At 34.2% G+C, this 19,269-nt stretch carries 15 protein-coding genes; 12 read left to right on the top strand and 3 right to left on the bottom strand.

Annotated features, from left to right (window positions below; translation table 11 throughout):
• The first annotated feature begins 33 nt into the window (after positions 1-33).
• Positions 34-930, top strand: a complete 897-nt coding sequence (locus tag ABEB23_RS10460) for a LysR family transcriptional regulator (RefSeq protein ID WP_348812543.1) — start codon at positions 34-36, stop codon at positions 928-930.
• A 177-nt stretch (positions 931-1,107) separates the two neighbouring features.
• Positions 1,108-1,986 (top strand): YeiH family protein, encoded by an 879-nt coding sequence (locus tag ABEB23_RS10455; RefSeq protein ID WP_348812542.1) that lies wholly within the window; start codon positions 1,108-1,110, stop codon positions 1,984-1,986.
• On the opposite strand, the gene ABEB23_RS10450 is transcribed toward ABEB23_RS10455, so the two are convergent.
• Both ABEB23_RS10450 and ABEB23_RS10445 read right to left on the bottom strand, forming a co-directional pair.
• Positions 1,983-2,741: a YoaK family protein gene (locus tag ABEB23_RS10450; RefSeq protein ID WP_348812541.1), complete on the bottom strand. Its 759-nt coding sequence runs from the start codon at positions 2,739-2,741 to the stop codon at positions 1,983-1,985. The two genes, ABEB23_RS10455 and ABEB23_RS10450, sit on opposite strands and share 4 nt — an antisense overlap.
• Positions 2,742-2,806: 65 nt before the next feature.
• On the bottom strand, positions 2,807-4,900 hold the full coding sequence (locus ABEB23_RS10445; RefSeq protein WP_348812748.1) for an LTA synthase family protein: 2,094 nt from the start codon (positions 4,898-4,900) through the stop codon (positions 2,807-2,809).
• Positions 4,901-5,065: 165 nt separating this feature from the next.
• On the opposite strand from ABEB23_RS10445, the gene ABEB23_RS10440 reads away from it, so the two are divergent.
• The 10 genes from ABEB23_RS10440 (at position 5,066) to ABEB23_RS10395 (ending at position 17,489) form a co-directional block, all read left to right on the top strand.
• Positions 5,066-5,500, top strand: a complete 435-nt coding sequence (locus ABEB23_RS10440) for a thioredoxin family protein (RefSeq protein WP_348812540.1) — start codon at positions 5,066-5,068, stop codon at positions 5,498-5,500.
• Positions 5,500-6,486, top strand: a complete 987-nt coding sequence (locus tag ABEB23_RS10435; RefSeq protein ID WP_348812539.1) for an FAD:protein FMN transferase — start codon at positions 5,500-5,502, stop codon at positions 6,484-6,486. Before ABEB23_RS10440 ends, ABEB23_RS10435 begins: the two co-directional genes overlap by 1 nt.
• A gap of 13 nt (positions 6,487-6,499) precedes the next feature.
• Positions 6,500-6,712 carry a DUF4266 domain-containing protein gene (locus tag ABEB23_RS10430; protein WP_348812538.1) on the top strand — a complete coding sequence of 71 codons (213 nt, stop codon included), beginning with the start codon at positions 6,500-6,502 and terminating at the stop codon, positions 6,710-6,712.
• Positions 6,713-6,759: 47 nt separating this feature from the next.
• On the top strand, positions 6,760-8,193 hold the full coding sequence (locus ABEB23_RS10425; RefSeq protein ID WP_348812537.1) for a DUF3570 domain-containing protein: 1,434 nt from the start codon (positions 6,760-6,762) through the stop codon (positions 8,191-8,193).
• Positions 8,194-8,196: 3 nt separating this feature from the next.
• The gene (locus ABEB23_RS10420; protein ID WP_348812536.1) at positions 8,197-8,865 is read left to right on the top strand and encodes a response regulator transcription factor; all 669 of its coding nucleotides are present in this window, start codon (positions 8,197-8,199) and stop codon (positions 8,863-8,865) included.
• A gap of 3 nt (positions 8,866-8,868) precedes the next feature.
• Positions 8,869-10,248 carry a sensor histidine kinase gene (locus ABEB23_RS10415; protein WP_348812535.1) on the top strand — a complete coding sequence of 460 codons (1,380 nt, stop codon included), beginning with the start codon at positions 8,869-8,871 and terminating at the stop codon, positions 10,246-10,248.
• A gap of 74 nt (positions 10,249-10,322) precedes the next feature.
• Positions 10,323-14,657, top strand: a complete 4,335-nt coding sequence (locus tag ABEB23_RS10410) for a CusA/CzcA family heavy metal efflux RND transporter (protein ID WP_348812534.1) — start codon at positions 10,323-10,325, stop codon at positions 14,655-14,657.
• Between the two features lie 10 nt (positions 14,658-14,667).
• Positions 14,668-15,786 (top strand): efflux RND transporter periplasmic adaptor subunit, encoded by a 1,119-nt coding sequence (locus ABEB23_RS10405; RefSeq protein ID WP_348812533.1) that lies wholly within the window; start codon positions 14,668-14,670, stop codon positions 15,784-15,786.
• Between the two features lie 7 nt (positions 15,787-15,793).
• The gene (locus ABEB23_RS10400) at positions 15,794-16,912 is read left to right on the top strand and encodes a VIT1/CCC1 transporter family protein (RefSeq protein ID WP_348812532.1); all 1,119 of its coding nucleotides are present in this window, start codon (positions 15,794-15,796) and stop codon (positions 16,910-16,912) included.
• Between the two features lie 79 nt (positions 16,913-16,991).
• Positions 16,992-17,489, top strand: coding sequence for a DUF2231 domain-containing protein (locus tag ABEB23_RS10395; protein WP_348812531.1), 498 nt, complete (start codon positions 16,992-16,994; stop codon positions 17,487-17,489).
• 75 nt (positions 17,490-17,564) lie between these two features.
• Here the strand turns inward: ABEB23_RS10395 and ABEB23_RS10390 are convergent, their stop codons facing one another.
• On the bottom strand, positions 17,565-19,259 hold the full coding sequence (locus tag ABEB23_RS10390) for a putative transporter (protein ID WP_348812530.1): 1,695 nt from the start codon (positions 19,257-19,259) through the stop codon (positions 17,565-17,567).
• Positions 19,260-19,269 lie beyond the last annotated feature (10 nt).

Genomic DNA, 19,269 nt, shown 5'->3' with positions numbered 1-19,269 from the left:
ATTTAAATTCCATTTCATACAAAAATCACACCTATGGATTTTAGACTTAAAGTGTTTTACACCGTAGCCGCCCGATTAAGTTTTACAAAAGCTGCGACAGAATTGTTTATCACACAACCGGCTGTTTCAAAACACATTCAAGAATTGGAAGAGCAATACAAAATCAAACTTTTTGAAAGAAATGGTTCTCGAATTGCTTTGACAAACGCTGGCGAAGTTTTACTAAAACATACTAAAAACATATTTGAAATTTATCGGGAGATTGATTTTGATATGAGTGCACTAATCAATCAACAACAAGGGCTCTTGCGCTTAGGTGCCAGTACAACTATTTCACAATATATCATTCCGCCTCTTTTGGCACGTTTTCACCAAAAACTGCAAGATATCAAGGTGAATCTTCTTAACGGGAATACGGAACAAATTGAAAACGCTTTATTAAAGAAAGAAATTGAAATAGGAATTGTGGAAGGGCAATCCAAAAACCCAGCTATTAAATACACAGAGTTTTTAAAAGATGAATTGGTTTTGGTCTGCAGCAGTAAAAATCCATTAGCCCATAAAGAAGAAATTAGTCCCGAAGATCTTAAATCCATGTCATTTGTACTAAGAGAACAAGGGTCTGGAACACTTGAAGTTATTGAATATGCTTTGAAACCTTTTGATATTAAACTTTCTCAATTAAAAATTGAAATGCAATTGGGAAGTACCGAAAGTATTAAATCCTATTTAATGAACTCTGATTGTGTGGCGTTTATTTCAATTCATGCCATAGAAAAAGAACTGAAAAATCAGGAAATGATTATTCTTGATGTCAATGATTTAAGTATGGAACGTTTTTTTTACATCATAACTTTGCAAGGAAAAGCAGATGCCCTTTCAGAATTGTTCATTAGAAACATATCTAGTTATTATAACCTAAAGTTATAGTAGATTATATTTTACAATTGGTTAAAATCAATTTATAAACTGACCTTTGTATAGTAATAATTCAACGACTATACATTGGAACCAAATCAAAAAATACTTCAGAAAAGCCCATTTACCCTTTTCGAAATAAATAAAAGTGGACAACAAATCATTTTTATAGCGCTTATATTGTTTTGCATGAGTTCTTATGTTTTCCCACCGGTAGCCTTATTGATGGGATTAATTATAGCCAATCTTTTCGGGCATCCTTTTTTGCATTTGAATCACAAAGCAACGAATGTCCTTTTACAAATTTCTGTGGTTGGATTGGGCTTTGGAATGAATGTCTATAGTGCTATTTCAGCAGGAAAAGACGGCTTTCTGTTTACCGTTGCATCCATAATCAGTACTTTGGTTTTGGGAGCTTTTTTAGGCAAATGGTTAAAAATCGAGAAAAAAACATCCCATTTGATTTCTTGCGGAACCGCTATTTGTGGAGGAAGTGCCATTGCTGCTATTGCGCCTGTAGTCAAATCGAATGAAAATCAAACCTCAGTTGCTTTGGGAGTTATATTTATTCTGAATTCAGTTGCTTTGTTTTTGTTTCCGGTAATCGGGCATTATTTGAATTTATCGCAAAACCAATTCGGATTATGGTGTGCCATTGCGATTCACGATACCAGTTCAGTGGTTGGTGCAGCCAGTAAATATGGACCGGAGGCATTACAAGTCGCCACAACTGTAAAACTGGCGCGAGCATTATGGATTATTCCGGTGGCGCTGATTACTGCTTTTCTTTTTAAAAATAAATCCAGTAAAATAAAAATTCCTTATTTCATTGGCTTATTTATTTTGGCGATGGTCTTGAATACGTTTGTCCCGCAAACCGCTATTGTGGCACCGTATTTAGTTGGCATTGCTAAAATTGGTCTGAGTCTTACTTTGTTCTTAATAGGGGCGGGGCTAAATAGAAATGTTCTGAAATCTATTGGAATCAAACCTTTATTTCAAGGCAGTTTACTTTGGCTGCTTATTGCTGGCCTCACTTTGGTTTCAATCTTTTATCTTTATAATTAAATCCATTTATCAGGAGTTCTTGATAAACGTTTCCATTGTTTTCTTTTGATAACGTGAAATTGTAACCGAATATAATCGTATAAAAGAGCAATCAACAGAAAAAAGGCGGCAATAAAAAGCGTTTTGATTTCTAATATCCCATAGAGAAAACCTCCCGAGAAACAGCCAACAAAAAAGAAGGTAATAATGGACAATCTCAAATAAATACTGGTTTTTAGTTTTTTGGTCTCTTCAGGCTTTTTATAAAAAAACAGTTGTGATAATTCTATTCCTAAATCGGTAAAAAGTCCCGTTAAATGTGTTGTTCGAACTGTTGATTGCGAAATTTTTGTCACCAATGAGTTTTGGATTCCCATCGAAAAAAGCATCGAAAAAGCAATACTTTTGCCTTCAAAACTTGATAATTCCGACTGGGTTCCAAAGAAACCAACACCAATCAAAATCAAAATTTCCAATGAAATCGGAATAACATGTGATAAATCGGAATGCTTTTTTGAAATTAATTCCGCCAAAAAATTAGACGTAAAAGAACCGATCAAAAAGAAAATGGTAAATACAAAAAAAGTGATGGCCGCCGCATAATCTTTTTTTATTATTTCTTCGGCAAAGTAAGCAAAGTGACCAGTAACATTGGTCGTTAATGTTTTTATAGATAAAACTCCGGTCACATTAACAATACCTGCCACAAAGGATAACAAAGTTGCTAATCGTAAATTATGAATAAAAGTCCTGTTTTTTCCTTGATGGCGAAACATAGCAATAATTTATAAATCAAATTTACAACATATTATGTACTAAAAACCATATACAAAAAGGATTATTACATTTGATCTTTCTTTCTTTTTAACATATCTGAAGCCGTTTCATAATAGGATATAGTTTCCTTCACTAAATCAGGTCTTTCGTGCAGTAAAAGATTTTGATCGTAATAAATCTGAAAATCATTATTTTTAGCCACATCTGGTTTCATGCTCAATTGAAATTGTTTCACTTGTTGTTTTGGCGAAATAACCGTTAAAACATTATCTTTTATCAATCCCAAATCCTGATAAGTAGCTATTAATGCCCTTGGTTTATAATCTGTTTTAAAAACATCCTGACCGTAAAATTTAGTTCGATAATCAAAATGTAATAGTCCAAATAAGGTAGGCATAATATCTATTTGTGACATAAGTGTATTGTATTTTTGAGGCGTTACAAAACCTGGGCTGTAAATTAAGGCAGGAATTCTGTACTTATCAACAGGAAGCTTTGATTTTCCAGCGCTGGAAGCACAATGATCAGCAAGAATAACAAAAACAGTGTTAGAAAACCAAGGTTGTTTTTTGGCCATTTCAAAGAATTTTCGAATCGCAAAATCAGTATATTTTACACCGCCATCACGGGATTTGATATCACCCGGAATATCTATCTTCCCATTAGGATATGTAAAAGGCCTGTGATTGCTTACCGTCATAATATGATTGAAGAAAGGCTTGTTTTCTTTTGATTCTTGATTCATCACCCTGATGGCTTTATTATACATGTCTTCATCACAAACACCCCAAACATTATCAAAAGTAATTTCGTTTGGTTGAAACGTTTTCTTATCAACGATATCATATCCATTTCCGGAAAAGAAATCCTCCATATTATCAAAGAAAGCATCTCCACCATATAAAAATTTCACATTGTATCCTTTTTGTCTAAATACATTCCCGGTAGAGCATTTGTTTTTATTATCCTCTCTTTTCACTACGCTTTCACCTGCGGTAGGAGGCAAGCATAAAGTGACCGCCTCAAGGCCTCGGACAGTCCGATTACCTACAGCATAAAAATTAGTAAACTGTAAACTTTTTGTCGCTAAACTATCTAAAAAAGGAGTTAGATTTTTCTCGTTTCCATACATTTTCATAAAATCGGCACTGAAACTTTCAATCGTAATCAACACTACATTTTTGTGGTTTTCGGCACCATCATAGTTTATTTCTCTTGTCGTGTTTTCTCCCGAAATAGCCGGTATTTGATGCCTTAGCACAGCGTAAGCTTCAGTATTGGGAATCGTTTTATAAAATTTAAAATAATCCAACTCACTATGGATAAATGCGAAATAGAATCTGTAAACACCGTTGGATTGTAATTCATTAGCGAAACTATTTTGTGAATTTTCTTTGTCTGCTAAAAAAGGAATCGCCAAAAAAGAAACTGCGAATAGAGTCAAATAAATTCCCGAAATTTTAATTTTTTCAACAATAGAAGGAATGTTCTCGATATAATTTTTTGATTGTTTTACAATAAAATAAGTTACAAAAGCGGCAATAATAAATAAGCCTGAAAATAAAGGGATTACCGGATAAGATTGCATAATATTTCCAATAACTTCATTGGAATAAACCAAATAGTTCACCGCAATAAAATTATATTTCACACCAAACTCGTTCCAGAAAAGATATTCACTTATTGCATTTTGCAAAATAAGAACAACAAAAAGGAAAATGACGAAAGTGAATAACCAAGATCTAATCTTGGCTCGGTATTTTGGAAGAAATAGTAACAAACCAAAGAGAAGTGTTTTTACAGAGATAAAAATCGTTCCAATTTTCGGTAAAGCGCCTCCATACTCATTGAGAATAGTATTCCCAAAAGAAACATATAACAGTAAAGCCACTAACAGTCCGAAAATTATATAGCCCGTCGGCTTCAGGTACTTTGAATCGGATATAAAAATAAGATACAGCCATAGAAAACCGCTAACCACCATGAAAACAAAGAAATCGGATAGCACTCCAAATACAAAAATTTTAATTGTATCTGTCCAAACAAATGACGATTGTGTAATAGGATGGAAGAGTAGAACAACTCTAAGAATCAGACTAACCGAAATGTAAAAAAGGGTAAGATTATAAAAAGGAGAGATTTTCTTAAACAACTGCATATTTCTTTTATTGGAGGACAAATGTAACTGCATTATTCACAATTGTTTTTTAAGATTTGCTTAATTTAAACCAAAATTAAAATTCGCTTAAAATATATTGATGAATTCTTAGTTTAGGGAATAAATGAATAATTTTACCCGAATGTTTTAAATACTAAAGTTTCCATGAAAAAATCAATAATTGTCCTGTTTCTCTTTATAGCAACATTTTCTTATTCCCAAAACTGGAAAGTTAATTTTGATGATGCAAAAGCAGAAGCAATCAAAGAAAATAAAAACATCCTTCTGGTCTTTTCAGGTTCAGACTGGTGTGCACCTTGCATGAAATTAGATAAAAACGTTTGGAAATCAGAAGAATTCAAAATAGAATCTGAAAAAAAATGGGTTATTTATAAAGCTGATTTTCCAAAAAAGAAAGCCAATCAATTATCTGCTGAACTAACCGAGAGCAATAAGAAGTTAGCTGAAAAATACAATAAAAACGGTAGTTTCCCATTAGTTGTTCTTTTGGACAAAACAGGAAAAGTAATCGGTATGACGGGATTTAAAAATGTTTCTGCGGCAGAATATATTCAACTCATTCATTCATTCGAGAAATAATGAAAAAAGCGGCACTAATTGGCCTTCTGCTAATCACATTCAACTCGTTTGGACAAATTGCCCATAAAAGAAAATTGTCCATGTTAGGCAGTCCATTTGAGGTTACCGTTGTCGCAAATGACACCGTAAAGGCAAATGAATATATAGATTTGGCTGTAGCTGAAGTAAAAAGAATAGAAAACTTAATTTCTGATTGGATTCCTACCACACAAATTTCAGAAGTCAACCGAAACGCAGGTATAAAACCAGTCAAAGTAGATGCCGAAGTTTTTGACTTGGTTGGACGCTCCATTAAGATTTCCGAAATTACCTCCGGTGCTTTTGATATTTCTTATGCATCAATGGACAAAATCTGGAAATTTGACGGAAGTATGAAAGCAATGCCAACAGAAGAAGCCATCAAAAAATCAGTTGCCAAGATTGGTTATAAGAATATCATTTTAGACAAAAAAGAACAAACCATTTTCCTTAAATTAGAAGGGATGAAATTAGGGCTTGGCGGTATTGGTCAGGGATTTATTGCTGATAAAGTAAAGGAACTATTGGCTGCTAAAGGCTGCACATCCGGAATAATAAATGTTTCAGGGGATATTAATGCATGGGGAAAACAACCTGATGGAAAACCTTGGACAGTAGGTATTGTAAATCCATTGAACAAAAATAAAATATTCGCCACATTTCCATTAGAAAACAGCTCTGTTGAAACATCCGGCAATTACGAAAAATTTGTTGTTTTTAATGGAATACGCTATTCTCATATTATTGATACCCGAACAGGATATCCGGCTACCGGTGTTGCCAGTGTATCTGTTTTTGCTAAACAAACTGAGATTGCCGATGCCTTAGCTACCGGTATTTTTGTACTGGGAGTCGATGTTGGTTTGGATTTGGTAAATCAATTAAAAGGAATTGAATGCATTATAGTTGATGACAAAGGCAAAATTCATTCTTCAAAAGGAATAGACGTTAAGAAATATGAACAATAAAACCATTACTAAAATGATACAAAAAATAGCTTTTGTGTTTTTGATACTGTTGTCCTTACAATCTTGCAATTCAGTAAAAGAATACGAAAAAGTCGCCATTAATGATCCTGACATGAAACTGTCTGCCAGAACCACCGAAAGATATGAAACTGCTTTTCAAGTATACAGAGAAGCGGCTGCTGGTGCCAATGGAGGAAAATCGGGTGGGGGATGCGGTTGTAATTAAGTTATCGGCAACCAAAAAATTAAAATCTAATACCAATTACATTTAAAATGAAAATAAAAATTGCATTGCTTTCGTTACTCTTCAGCGCTATGGCTTTTGCCCAAGAGGGTGATTCTTTAGCAGGTTTTAAAAAAAGAGTCTTAGAAAGTACCGAAGTTGATTTTTTGGCCAGTTATTACAAACAGGATGGAGATCATTCTGCGGTTTCGGGTGGAATTGGTTCTGAAGAACTGACGGATATCACTTCAAACATAGTGGTAGCCATGCCTATGAATGATGATGATGTATTGACAATAGATTTGGGTATATCCGCTTATTCATCTGCTTCTTCTAGTAATATAAATCCATTTAATGCTACAGGCGCATCTGGCAGCGGAGAAGATGATGATCCAGGACAAAATGGCTCAACAGAACCTTATGGAACTCCGTGGCAGGCATCTTCCGGCGCATCCAAAAGTGATCAGCTAGTGGCTCTGACGGCCAATTACAGCCACAGCAGTGATTCGAGAAATTTTATCTGGAATGCTGATGTTTCTTTTTCAAATGAATACGATTATACATCAGTAGGTTTTGGTGGTGGAATCGCTTCTCTTTTCAATGATAAAAACACCGAATTGAGTGTAAAAGCTAATGTATATTTAGATCAATGGAGACCCATTTATCCAACTGAACTACATGAGTATTCCATTTATGGTTCTGATTTCCTGAATCAGGGATATTTTAATGGCGTGACCGTTTGGAATCAAAACGGACAATCAACAACCAATTATTTACCCTCTGCGTTCGAAACCGTTTCTAAAGTAAATAGAAATTCCTATTCCGCTTCATTTGGTCTTTCGCAAGTGCTGACAAAAAAACTACAATTTTCAGTATTTTTTGATGTCTTACAGCAACAAGGATTATTGTCCACACCCTATCATCGAATTTATTTTGCCGACAAAGAAAATTACTATATCGGACAACCACAATATATAGACAATTATGAAAGTCCAAGTAATACAGGGGTTTATAAACTGGCGGATGATATCGAAAGATTACCGGATACCCGTTTTAAAATACCTTTGGGGGCAAGATTGAATTATTATATGAACGAAAGAGTCGTATTAAGAACCTATTATCGCTTTTATTCAGATAATTGGGATGTTCAATCGCATACAGCCAGTATAGAACTCCCGGTAAAGATATCGGACAGATTTACCATTTTTCCAATGTATCGCTATTACACTCAAATCGCATCAAAATATTATGCGCCTTATGAAACCCATTTATCAACGGAAGAATTTTACACATCCGACTCTGATTTAGCTGAATTTGATGCCAATCAGTATGGTTTTGGAGTCAGTTATACGGATATTTTTACTGGAGGAAAAGTTTGGAAATTTGGCTTGAAAAATGTTGATTTCAGATTCAACCACTACCAAAGAAGCGATAATTTAACTGCAAACATTGCCACTATTGGCTTCAAGTTTATAATGCAATAAATAATGAAAATTCTAATAGTTGAAGACGAAATAGGAATCGCTAATTTTCTTAAACAAGGTTTAGAAGAAGAAGGTTATGAGGTTTTGGTTGCCAACGATGGTAAAACCGGTTATGAATTGGCTTTAAGCCAAAAAGTAAATATAATTCTTCTGGATTGGATTTTACCAGAAATGACAGGAATTGAAGTATGTAAATCAATCCGAAAAACAGATTCAAAAACTCCAATTATCTTTCTTACCGCAAAAGATACGGTTCAGGAAACAATTGAAGGTTTGAAAGCAGGGGCCAATGATTATATGAAAAAACCTTTCAGTTTTGATGAATTGGTGGAGCGCATTAAAATTCATTTCAGAAATGAAAATGAAAACGATGAGTTGAGTCTTGGAAATATCAAAATCATTAAATCGAAACACCAAATTCTTGTTGATAATCAAGAAATAACATTTACGCAAAGAGAGTTCGAATTATTAGTCTACCTCATAAAAAACAAGGGGAAAGTTTGTACTCGAAACCAAATTATAGAGGATGTTTGGGACATTCATTTCGAATATGATACTGGCGTAATTGATGTTTTTATGAATGCCATTCGAAAAAAACTAAACCTCAATAAGGAAGTAGAGCTTATCAAGACTATTCGAGGAGTCGGGTATATTGCTAATGACTTAAACTAAGATATGTTCTCATTTTCATACAAAAACAGAATCGCTTTCAATTACATCCTGAGCACAGGATTATTGATTTCTGTGGTCTTTTTTGTAATTTATCAAATAATTGATTTCAGTGTCAACACACATATCAATGATGATATCCAAGCGGAAGTTGAAAAACACCTTGAAGAAATTGAAATCGACAGAAACAATACCTATTTGATTCAGGTAGATCAATGGCGGGCGAGAGAACATAATACCGTAAATGTGAATCCGGTTTTTGTCCAGTTTTTTGATATTGATAATAAACTGATTGATAAATCCCCAAATCTTAAAGGGCTTCAGCTCAAAATGTATGATGAAAAATTAGATAATTCATTTATTGACACCTACTTAAACAGTAAACCAATCCGTCAAATACAAGTTCCTCTTTTTGATAATAAAAAAGTAGTAGGCCATCTTTTTGTAGCTATGTCTCTGGATGATGCGACCATGATTCTAACGAATCTGAGAAACACTCTTTTTGTTGCTTTTCCTTTAATTCTGATTGTTTTGTTTTTGATTGCTCGATTAATTGCAGGCCGAAGTATCAGACCTGTAGCCATAATAACTGAAACTTCAGGCAGAATAACTAGGGATAATCTCAAAGACCGGATTGTTTTACCTCAAAATAAAGACGAATTGTATGTGCTTTCCAAAACAATAAATGATTTATTGGATCGTATTGAAAACGCAGTTGAGCGAGAAAAACAGTTTACTTCAGATGCTTCCCATGAGCTTAGAACACCACTGACCGTTCTGAAGGGAACACTTGAAGTACTGATTAGAAAACCCCGTAGCCAATCGGAATACGAAGATAAAATCAACTTTTGTATCTCTGAAGTCAACCGATTAAATAATCTCGTTGATCAATTATTGTTATTAGCCAGGTTCGAAAACCAAAAGCAAAGTTTAAAGATTGAAAAAGTATATTTGAATGCCTTAATTTTAGATATTCTAACACTTTATTCCGGAAAATTAAATGCAAAAAAAATAAATTTAAAGCATTCTTTTTCGGATAATTATTACATTAACTCTGATAATTATCTGGTATCGATTATTATCAGCAATATTATTTCCAATGCCATAAAATATACTAATGAAAATGGCAAAATTTCGATCACTCTTTCCCATAAAAACGACAAAACCATCTGCACCATATCAGACAACGGAATCGGGATTTCAAAAGATGATTTAGATAAAATATTTAATCCATTCTATCGTTCCAACGCGACCAATCATCCTGAAATTAAAGGTTCCGGTTTGGGCTTATCAATAGTAAAACGATTAGCACAATTGCTTAATACTAAATTTGAAATTCATAGCGAAATCAATAAGGGCACAACAATTATTTTAAGCTTTGATTAAGCACACCTTAAGGAGTTCTTAAGATAATCCTTATATTTATACTTTACTTTTGGTATAAACAAAATAAGGTCAAAATGCTCGAAAAAATCATCGCTTTCAGTTTAAAAAACAAACTTATCATATTGCTTTTCACTCTTGGAGTATTGGTTTTTGGTTTGTTTTCAGTGTTCCAAATTTCGATTGGAGCCGTTCCTGATGTGACGAACAATCAAGTTCAAGTTATTACTACTTCCCGTAATCTTTCTACACAGGACATTGAGCAATTTATTACCTATCCTGTTGAAATTGAAATGGCCAATTTACCAGGAGTACAAGAAATTAGATCTGTTTCTAAATTTGGATTATCAGTGGTAACCATTGTTTTTGACGAAAATCTGGGAACTTATTTACCACGACAACTTATCGCCGAAAAAATAAAGGCAGCTTCTGAGAAGATACCACAGGGTTTTGGTACACCTGAAATGGGTCCGATTACAACTGGATTGGGAGAAATCTATCAGTATACATTAGAGGTCAAACCTGCATTTAAAAATAATTATTCCGTAACCGATTTGCGAACCATCCAGGATTGGGTGGTAAAACGTCAATTATCAGGAATAAAAGGCGTAGTAGAAATCAATACTTGGGGCGGTTATTTAAAACAATATGAAATCGCCATCAATCCTTCTGGTTTGAAAGCGATGAACATCACTATGACCGACGTTTTCACCGCTTTGGAAAAAAATAATAGTATTGCCGGCGGGGCTTATATCGAAAAAGTAAATCAAAGTTATTTCATTCGTGGGGAAGGAAAAGTTAATTCACTGCAAGACATTGAAAACATTGTAGTTAAAAACACCAACGGATTACCTGTTTATGTCAAAAATGTAGCTCAAGTTCGTTATGGACATGCCAATCGTTTTGGCGCAATTACCGGAAATGGTGAAGGAGAAAAAGTGCTTGGTCAAGTTATGATGCTTAAAGGGGGAAATTCGAAACAAGTAATTAATGACGTTAAAGACAGGGTAGCCGAAATTCAAAAAACACTTCCTGAAGGTGTTTATATCAATGGATTTCTGGAACGCAGCGAATTAGTTGGAAAAACTACTTTCACAGTGGCCGAAAACTTAATTTTAGGTTGTTTAATCGTAATTTTCGTAGTCGTTTTATTATTAGGAAACTGGCGTTCAGGATTGGTAGTCGCTTCTGTCATTCCGCTGTGTTTGTTGTTTGCGATTTCGTTTATGAATATTTTAGGCATCGATGCTAATTTAATGAGTTTGGGAGCTATCGATTTTGGGATTATCATTGATGGTGCTGTAATTATCGTGGAGTTTATCGCTTTTCAGATTGCCAGTAAATCGGATCATTTAGTCGATCTTCCCAAAGAGGAACGTCAGCTGGAAATTGACCAGATCACTTATAAAAGTGCTTCTAAAATGATGAATTCGGCTATTTTTGGCCAATTGATTATTTTGATTGTTTTTATTCCGATTCTTTCTCTAACGGGAATCGAAGGAAAAATGTTCAAACCAATGGCTATGACATTTAGTTTTGCTTTGGTCGGAGCCATGATTTTCTGTTTTACATATGTCCCTGTTGTTTCGTCTCTATTTTTGAAACCAAAGGCGGAAAATCCAAATTCAATTTCAAGCAAGCTAATCAATAAACTTAATAATTTCTATTTGCCTATAATTTCCTGGGCATTAAAAAACACAAAAAAAGTACTATACGGTGCCTTGGGATTATTACTACTGGCTGTTGGATTATTTACCACTATGGGGGGTGAATTTATCCCAACACTTGATGAAGGGGATTTTGTTATCCAGCCCGTTCTTAAAACAGGGACTTCATTATCTAAAACTATCGCTACAACCACCAAAATTGAGAAAATTATCCTGAAAAATTTCCCTGAAGTTGAACAGGTTGTCAGCAGAATAGGTGCAGCGGAGGTGCCAACAGATCCTATGTCAATGGAAGAAAGTGATATTATTGTGAAACTTAAACCAAAATCCGAATGGGTTTCGGCGGCCAGCAAAGACGAATTAGCAGATAAAATCAAGGCTGCAATTGAAGCCCAGATTCCAAATATGGAAATTGAGTTTACGCAGCCCATTGAAATGCGTTTCAACGAATTGATATCCGGAACCCGTTCAGATGTAGCCGTTAAGATCTTTGGAGAAGATTTGGATGTTTTAGCCCGAAAAGCACACGAAATAGAAGAAGCAATAAAAAATGTACCAGGTGCTTCAGATATTATTATTGAAAAAACGGAAGGACTGCCACAAATGTTTGTTCAATACGACCGTTCCAAAATAGCGCGATATGGACTTAATATTGCTGATTTAAACGAAATGATTGCACTTAGTTTTGCCGGCAAGACTGTTGGAAATGTTTTTGAAGGGGAAAAACGTTTTGATATGGTTATTCGTTTGAATGAAACGAACCGACGTGATATTGAAGACCTTCAAAATTTATATGTTTCAGTTCCAAATGGGGAACAAATTCCGTTAAGTGAATTGGCTAAAATTGAGTACACAGAAGGACCTGCCAAAATATCAAGGGACAACACCAATAGAAGAATTGTTGTTGGAATCAATGTAAGAAACCGTGATTTACAAAGTGTTGTTACCGACATCCAAAATATTGTAGATACAAAAATTAAACTTCCTGCAGGTTATTACGTGAAATATGGTGGCCAGTTTGAAAACCTTCAAAGTGCCAAAGCCCGTTTAATGATAGCTGTTCCAATTGCTTTATTTTTGATATTCATCTTATTGCATTTTGCCTTTGGCTCTATTAAAGAAGCTTTGATGGTGTACTCTGCCATACCACTTTCAGCAGTTGGTGGTGTATTGTTTTTATGGATACGAGATTTACCATTCAGTATTTCGGCAGGTGTTGGATTTATTGCTCTTTTCGGAATCGCAGTTCTAAATGGAATTGTGCTAATCGAACATTTTAAAGAACTCAAACATCAAGGGATGACAGATATGGATGAATTAATTTTAAAAGGAACGACAGACAGATTACGTCCTGTTTTATTAACAGCGGCAGCAGCAGCTTTGGGATTTTTACCAATGGCTATTTCTTCTTCGGCTGGAGCTGAAGTGCAAAGACCACTGGCAACCGTTGTCATCGGGGGATTATTCACAGCAACTATATTAACCATGATTGTTCTACCCATTCTATTTAAAGTTTTGGCCGAAAAAGAATTCAAAAAACCAAAATTCAAATCGCGTAAGAAATCATCTTATATCATTTTGTTCCTGTTAAGTACGTCCTTTTCTTTTTCACAAAATACAAATCCGGAACTGGAAAGTTTGATTACAAAAGCTTTAGAAAACAATAAAGGAATCAAAGCAGCTCAACTGCAGACTGAAAAAGTAAAAGCAACCATAAAAACGGCCAATACATTTGATAAAACCAATATTTATTACAGTTATGATCAAAATAATCTTGCCACAAATAATGTCCCTTTAAAAGTATTTGGTGTACAGCAGCGATTTGCTTTCCCCACAGTGTATGGAGCCCAAAAGAATGTATACGCCTCTGAATATGAAAGAGAAAAAGCGAATTATGATATTCAAAAAAATAAACTTTCATTAGAAGTGTCAAAAGTATATGAGCATATTGTCTATTTGCAACATCAAGAAAAACTGTATCATTATTTGGATAGTTTGTACCAAAATTTCTCCAAGGCAAGCGACAGACGATTTGAATTAGGTGAGACTAATTACTTAGAAAAAATTACCGCGCAATCTAAATTCAGACAAATCAGATCGAAGCTTTCACAGATCGATATGGAGAAAAAATCGCAGTATGAAATTTTAAATTCTTTAGTACAATCAGAAGAAAAAATCGAAGTAAAAAAGATTCAAATCGAACCACTTAACAACTTAACAAATACCTCAAGTAGATTATTATATAATACTTATTTAGAGAGTATTACTAAAAATTACAAATCACAAATTTCATTACAAAAACAACATTGGTTACCTGATGTGAATCTAGATTATTTTCAAGGAAAAAATACCGGATTATCAGAATCCTTGTATGGATTTCAGGTAGGATTGGCAGTTCCAATATTGTTTTCAGGAAATGTTTCAAAAACAAAAGTAGCTGAACTCGAATTACAAAGTTGGGAACAACAAAAACAAAATGAAGAGCAAAAAATAGACAAATATATTACCCAAAAAAATAATGAATTAGCTAAAAATCAAGAAGCTATTAACTACTATAATCAATACGGAAAAAAACTATCCGAAGAAATTATAAAAGTAGCGAACAGTAGTTACAAAAATGGCGAAATTGATTTTTTTCAATATATTCAAAGTTTAGAAAATGCCACAACTATTCAAGTAGAGCATTTAGATACAGTTCTCGAGTTTAACAAAGTTCAATTAGACTTACAATACATTAATTTTTAACACGTTACAAATGAAAAATTTTCTATATACAGTAGCTTTCTCTTTCTTGTTTTTATCATGCAAAGACACTAAAACAGAAGAAACTGCTCCAAAAGATGATGGTCTAATTTCGGTTACGAGCACACAATTTCAATCTTCAGGAATGGAAATTTCCAGTCCTAAAGAAGAGGATTTTGATATAACTATTAAAACTTCAGGAAAAATTGATGTTCCTCCTCAAAACAGAGCCAAAGTAACCACTTTTATCGGCGGCTATGTAAAATCCACGAAACTCTTAGTTGGAGATAGGGTATCCAAAGGCCAGCCATTGTTAACATTAGAAAACACAGAATTCCTTGATATTCAAAAAGATTATCTTGAGGTAGCGGAGCAGATTAGCTATTTAAAATCTGAATATGAGCGCCAAAAAACCCTTTATAATGAAAAAATTACTTCGCAAAAAAACTACTTAAAAGCAGAAAGTGATTACCGAAGAGCAAAAGCAACGCATCAAAGTTTAAAAGAAAAATTAATGATGCTAAATATTAATCCAACCAATGTTGAAAAAGGAAAATTAACATCTGTTATTACTATTTATTCGCCTATTAGCGGTGATATAGTTATCATGAATGCCAATGTGGGAATGCATATCGCTCCTTCTGACGTCATTTTGGAGATTGTGGATACCGATCATTTGCATTTGGAATTAGCGGTCTTTGAAAAAGATATCTTAAAAGTAAAAATAGGTCAGAAAATTAATTTCAAAGTCCCCGAAGCTTCAAAAGAAATTTTCAATGCCGAAGTGCATTTAGTAGGAAAATCAATTGAAGGAAATGATCGCACCATCAATGTTCACGGGCATTTAGACGACGCTATTAAACAAAAATTGTTAACAGGAATGTTTGTAGAAGCAGAAATTATTATTGGCTCTAAAAAAGGCTTGGCTATTCCGCTGGATGCTTTAATTACGGAAGACAATAAAACTTTTGTACTTTTATTACACCAAAACAAAAACAATGTCTATACTTTCAAAAAAGCGGCAGTTGAAATCGTTGAAAAGTCGGAAAAAATTGTAGAAGTAAAGCCTAACAGTGAAATAAATACTTCTTCCAAGATACTAACAAAAGGCGTATTTGATGTAACTAATTAGATGAAACATGGATTTATACAAATTAAAAAACCAGTTGCAGACTGAGGTTGACACAGCCTTTTTGTACGATAATATTGCAGTCATACAGTCTGATGAAAATTTATCAAGAGTTTTAAAAAGTTTAGCTGATATTGAAAAAGGACATGCTAAACATATGCTTGATAAAATATTGACCCTCGAAAGTAATTACAAAATGCCTTTGCCTTCATCTAGGGCTAAATTTCAATTAAAACTGGGTAAGTTTTTTGGATATGGTTCCATTATCAGCAGCCTTGCGAATACAGAGAAACAATTTGCCCTCAATGCAATAAAAAACAAAATTGAAAGTGGGGGGAAACCAACAGGATTTGAACACAATCATCTTAATATCATTGAAGCCGTAAACAACAATGCCGCTTTAAATGTTTCTGGCGGATTTTTATCAAAATTTGAAAGTCGCCATAAATCTGTTGGCGGAAATGCGTTACGTGCCTCCGTTCTGGGTTCTAATGACGGATTGGTTTCAAATATGAGTTTGGTAATGGGAGTTGCCGGTGCTGCAGTTTCTAATGACACCATTCTTTTGACTGGAATTGCGGGACTTTTGGCCGGAGCGATTTCAATGGCTTTGGGTGAATGGCTTTCGGTACAAAGTTCAAGAGAATTAAACCAACGCCAAATTGACTTGGAAACAGAAGAATTACAAGCGTCTCCTGAAGAAGAAAAAAAGGAATTAGTACTCTTGTACCAAGCAAAAGGAATGAATGCTTTAGAAGCGCAAAAATTGGCTGATAAAGCGTTTGAAAACCACGAGACTGCAATAGATGCTATAATAACTGAAGAATTAGGTATAGATAAAGAAGAACTAGGCGGTTCTGCTTGGGAAGCGGCAATAGCATCTTTCGTGCTTTTTGCCATCGGAGCTATCATTCCTTTGTATCCATTTATGTTTTTAGATGGAAATAAAGCCATTTTGCTGAGTGTAGGCAGCAGTATCATTGGACTTTTTGGAATTGGTGCTGCAATTACTTTGTTAACCGGGAAAAGTATTTTGTTTTCCGGCTTTAGACAAGTTGCTTTCGGATTAGCTGCCGCAGCTGTAACCTATGGCATTGGTTCTTTAATCGGTGTTTCATTAGCCGGATAATTAAAAATAAATACTAAATATAAATATTATTATTAATCGAACGGACAAATCACAAACTTGTCCCTAAAACAAAAAAATTATGAACGATGCACATTTACACATGATTGTGAACCATTTTCCTATTATTGGAACAATTTTGGCTCTTGGAATTTTAATTACGGGATTGATTTTAAAAAATAATTCCGTAAAAAGTACTGCTTATGTTTTATTTATTGTTGCTGCTATTTTTGGAGCATTTAGCATGGCAACTGGAGAAGGAGCAGAGGAATTAGTAGAAGACATGCCTAATATTGGAAAACAAATCATCCATGAACATGAAGAATTGGCAGAAAAATTAGCTTTATTATTGTACGTTTTAGGTGCTTTTTCTCTGCTGGCTTTATTTTTAAATTTTAAAAAGAATTCGAAAGAAAAAGTAGTTTCTTTTTTAGTCGTTGGTCTTGCAACTGCCGGTCTTTTTTTAATACAAAAAGTAGGTACATCCGGAGGCGAAATTCGTCATACAGAAATCAGGGCTAATGCAACCGCAACAGCTCCTGTTGGTACTGAAAAAGCGGGAGAAGAACATGGTGATTAGTTGTATTTTAGACCAAAAAAAAGAGGATATATCCAATAGTATCCTCTTTTTTTTGGTCTAAAACCTATTTGCTAACTAACTGGCAAATAACAAAATAAGTAACTGAGCGATAAATATTCTGGAAATCGTTACCATAGGATAAACCGTTGCATAGGATTGATTAGGTATTTCAGAATCTAAATATTTAGTACTAAATGCCAATGCAGCAGGATCAGTATAAGCGCCACTCATTACCCCAACCAGTTGATAGAAATTCAATTTGAAAACGAATCTACCCAATAATGCCATAACAATCAACGGAATGAAAGTGATATAACAACCATAATAAATCCAAAGCCAGCCATTAAATTTGATGAAATTTTCATAAAAAGCAGCACCTGCATGAATCCCTACCGCTGCAAAGAACAAGCAAATCCCGAGATCTTTCATGAAATAAATGGCACCATTATTTATATAAGAATGAATAGCTCCAACACCACCATATCTACTGATAAACAAGGCAGTAAGTAGAGGGCCAGCAGCAAATCCTAATTTCAAAGGAACCGGCAAGGAAGGAATGAAAATCGGTATAGAGCCAATGATGATACCAATTATCAGGCCTCCAAAAAGCGATAAGAAATCAGGCTCTAACAAATGTTTTTCTGAGTTTCCAATGATTTTTTCTACCTCAGAAATGGCTTCTTTATTACCAACGATCAACAATTTATCCCCATAAAAAAGTTCTAAGGATGGTTGGGCCAATAATTCTAATCCGGAACGAATAACACGAGTCACTTTTAAGTCAAATTTGTTGTGTAAATCAAGTTCTGCCAATGTTTTGTGAGTAGCGGATTTGGTAGTCACAAAAATGTATTTTGAAACCACATCCTCTTCTGATTCGATAAATAAATCAGTAGAAACTTTCCCTACAAGTCCAATAAAATGAGCTACATCTTTTTGATTCCCAACCACCATTAAAACGTCCTTATTATTAATTTTTGTGTCTAGGGAAGGGGAATAAACTACTTTGGAACCGCTGTTTTTTAAGCGGGAAATAATAATATCATGAATACCTAACTCTTTATAAATCTGATAAATGCTTTTTCCAAACAAATCCGGATTTGTAATTCTACATTTTTCATGAATAATTACATTCTCCTTGTCGGTGGCTTTCATTTTAAGGGAAAGGCTTTCTTTAACTAAATCAATTTTCAAAACTGTTCTCAAAACAATAATGGTTAAAATGATACCAAAAACACCCAAAGGATATGTAATGGCATAAGCAACGGTCGGATCGCTGAAAACTTTTTCAGGAAATTGGTTCTGAATCTCTTGCAATGTTGATTTAGCAGCTCCAAGTCCAGGAGTATTCGTAACTGAACCTGACATTAAACCTACTGCATTTTCTATATCAATTTTAGTAATAAAATGAATCAAATAAGTAATTGTACCTCCTAAAAGAACTGCACCAACAGCAAGTAAATTAAAGGTTAAGCCATCTTTTTTGAAGGATGAAAAGAATGAAGGCCCCACTTGAATTCCGATTCCATAAACAAAAAGAATTAAACCGAAATCACGCACAAAATGCAATATACTTTCATCTACACGATATCCGTAATGTCCTAAAAAAAGCCCCACAAACATAACTGCTGAAACTCCGAGTGAAATGCTGCCCAAACGAACTCTTCCCACAAAAAAACCTACACTTATAGCAATTAAAAGTACAATTAAAGACTGAGTAATGTCAGGCTCACTATTGGGCGAAAATAATGTGTTAAACCAATCAAACATAATGTTACAA

It is taken from the genome of Flavobacterium maritimum, from assembly GCF_040049085.1.
Taxonomy (GTDB): Bacteria; Bacteroidota; Bacteroidia; order Flavobacteriales; family Flavobacteriaceae; genus Flavobacterium; species Flavobacterium maritimum.
The sequence above is the reverse complement of the archived record's forward strand: the minus strand, read 5'-3'. Positions and strand labels throughout refer to the sequence as shown.

What these genes read in the sequence shown, in the direction of transcription:
- ABEB23_RS10425 (WP_348812537.1), top strand. Translation starts at nt 6,760, where the DNA reads ATGAAAATAAAAATTGCATTGCTTTCGTTACTCTTCAGCGCTATGGCT.
- ABEB23_RS10405 (WP_348812533.1), top strand. Translation starts at nt 14,668, where the DNA reads ATGAAAAATTTTCTATATACAGTAGCTTTCTCTTTCTTGTTTTTATCA.
- ABEB23_RS10395 (WP_348812531.1), top strand. Translation starts at nt 16,992, where the DNA reads ATGAACGATGCACATTTACACATGATTGTGAACCATTTTCCTATTATT.
- ABEB23_RS10390 (WP_348812530.1), bottom strand. Translation starts at nt 19,259, where the DNA reads ATGTTTGATTGGTTTAACACATTATTTTCGCCCAATAGTGAGCCTGAC.
- ABEB23_RS10450 (WP_348812541.1), bottom strand. Translation starts at nt 2,741, where the DNA reads ATGTTTCGCCATCAAGGAAAAAACAGGACTTTTATTCATAATTTACGA.
- ABEB23_RS10400 (WP_348812532.1), top strand. Translation starts at nt 15,794, where the DNA reads ATGGATTTATACAAATTAAAAAACCAGTTGCAGACTGAGGTTGACACA.
- ABEB23_RS10415 (WP_348812535.1), top strand. Translation starts at nt 8,869, where the DNA reads ATGTTCTCATTTTCATACAAAAACAGAATCGCTTTCAATTACATCCTG.
- ABEB23_RS10455 (WP_348812542.1), top strand. Translation starts at nt 1,108, where the DNA reads ATGAGTTCTTATGTTTTCCCACCGGTAGCCTTATTGATGGGATTAATT.
- ABEB23_RS10430 (WP_348812538.1), top strand. Translation starts at nt 6,500, where the DNA reads ATGATACAAAAAATAGCTTTTGTGTTTTTGATACTGTTGTCCTTACAA.
- ABEB23_RS10445 (WP_348812748.1), bottom strand. Translation starts at nt 4,900, where the DNA reads ATGCAGTTGTTTAAGAAAATCTCTCCTTTTTATAATCTTACCCTTTTT.
- ABEB23_RS10460 (WP_348812543.1), top strand. Translation starts at nt 34, where the DNA reads ATGGATTTTAGACTTAAAGTGTTTTACACCGTAGCCGCCCGATTAAGT.
- ABEB23_RS10435 (WP_348812539.1), top strand. Translation starts at nt 5,500, where the DNA reads ATGAAAAAAGCGGCACTAATTGGCCTTCTGCTAATCACATTCAACTCG.
- ABEB23_RS10410 (WP_348812534.1), top strand. Translation starts at nt 10,323, where the DNA reads ATGCTCGAAAAAATCATCGCTTTCAGTTTAAAAAACAAACTTATCATA.
- ABEB23_RS10440 (WP_348812540.1), top strand. Translation starts at nt 5,066, where the DNA reads ATGAAAAAATCAATAATTGTCCTGTTTCTCTTTATAGCAACATTTTCT.
- ABEB23_RS10420 (WP_348812536.1), top strand. Translation starts at nt 8,197, where the DNA reads ATGAAAATTCTAATAGTTGAAGACGAAATAGGAATCGCTAATTTTCTT.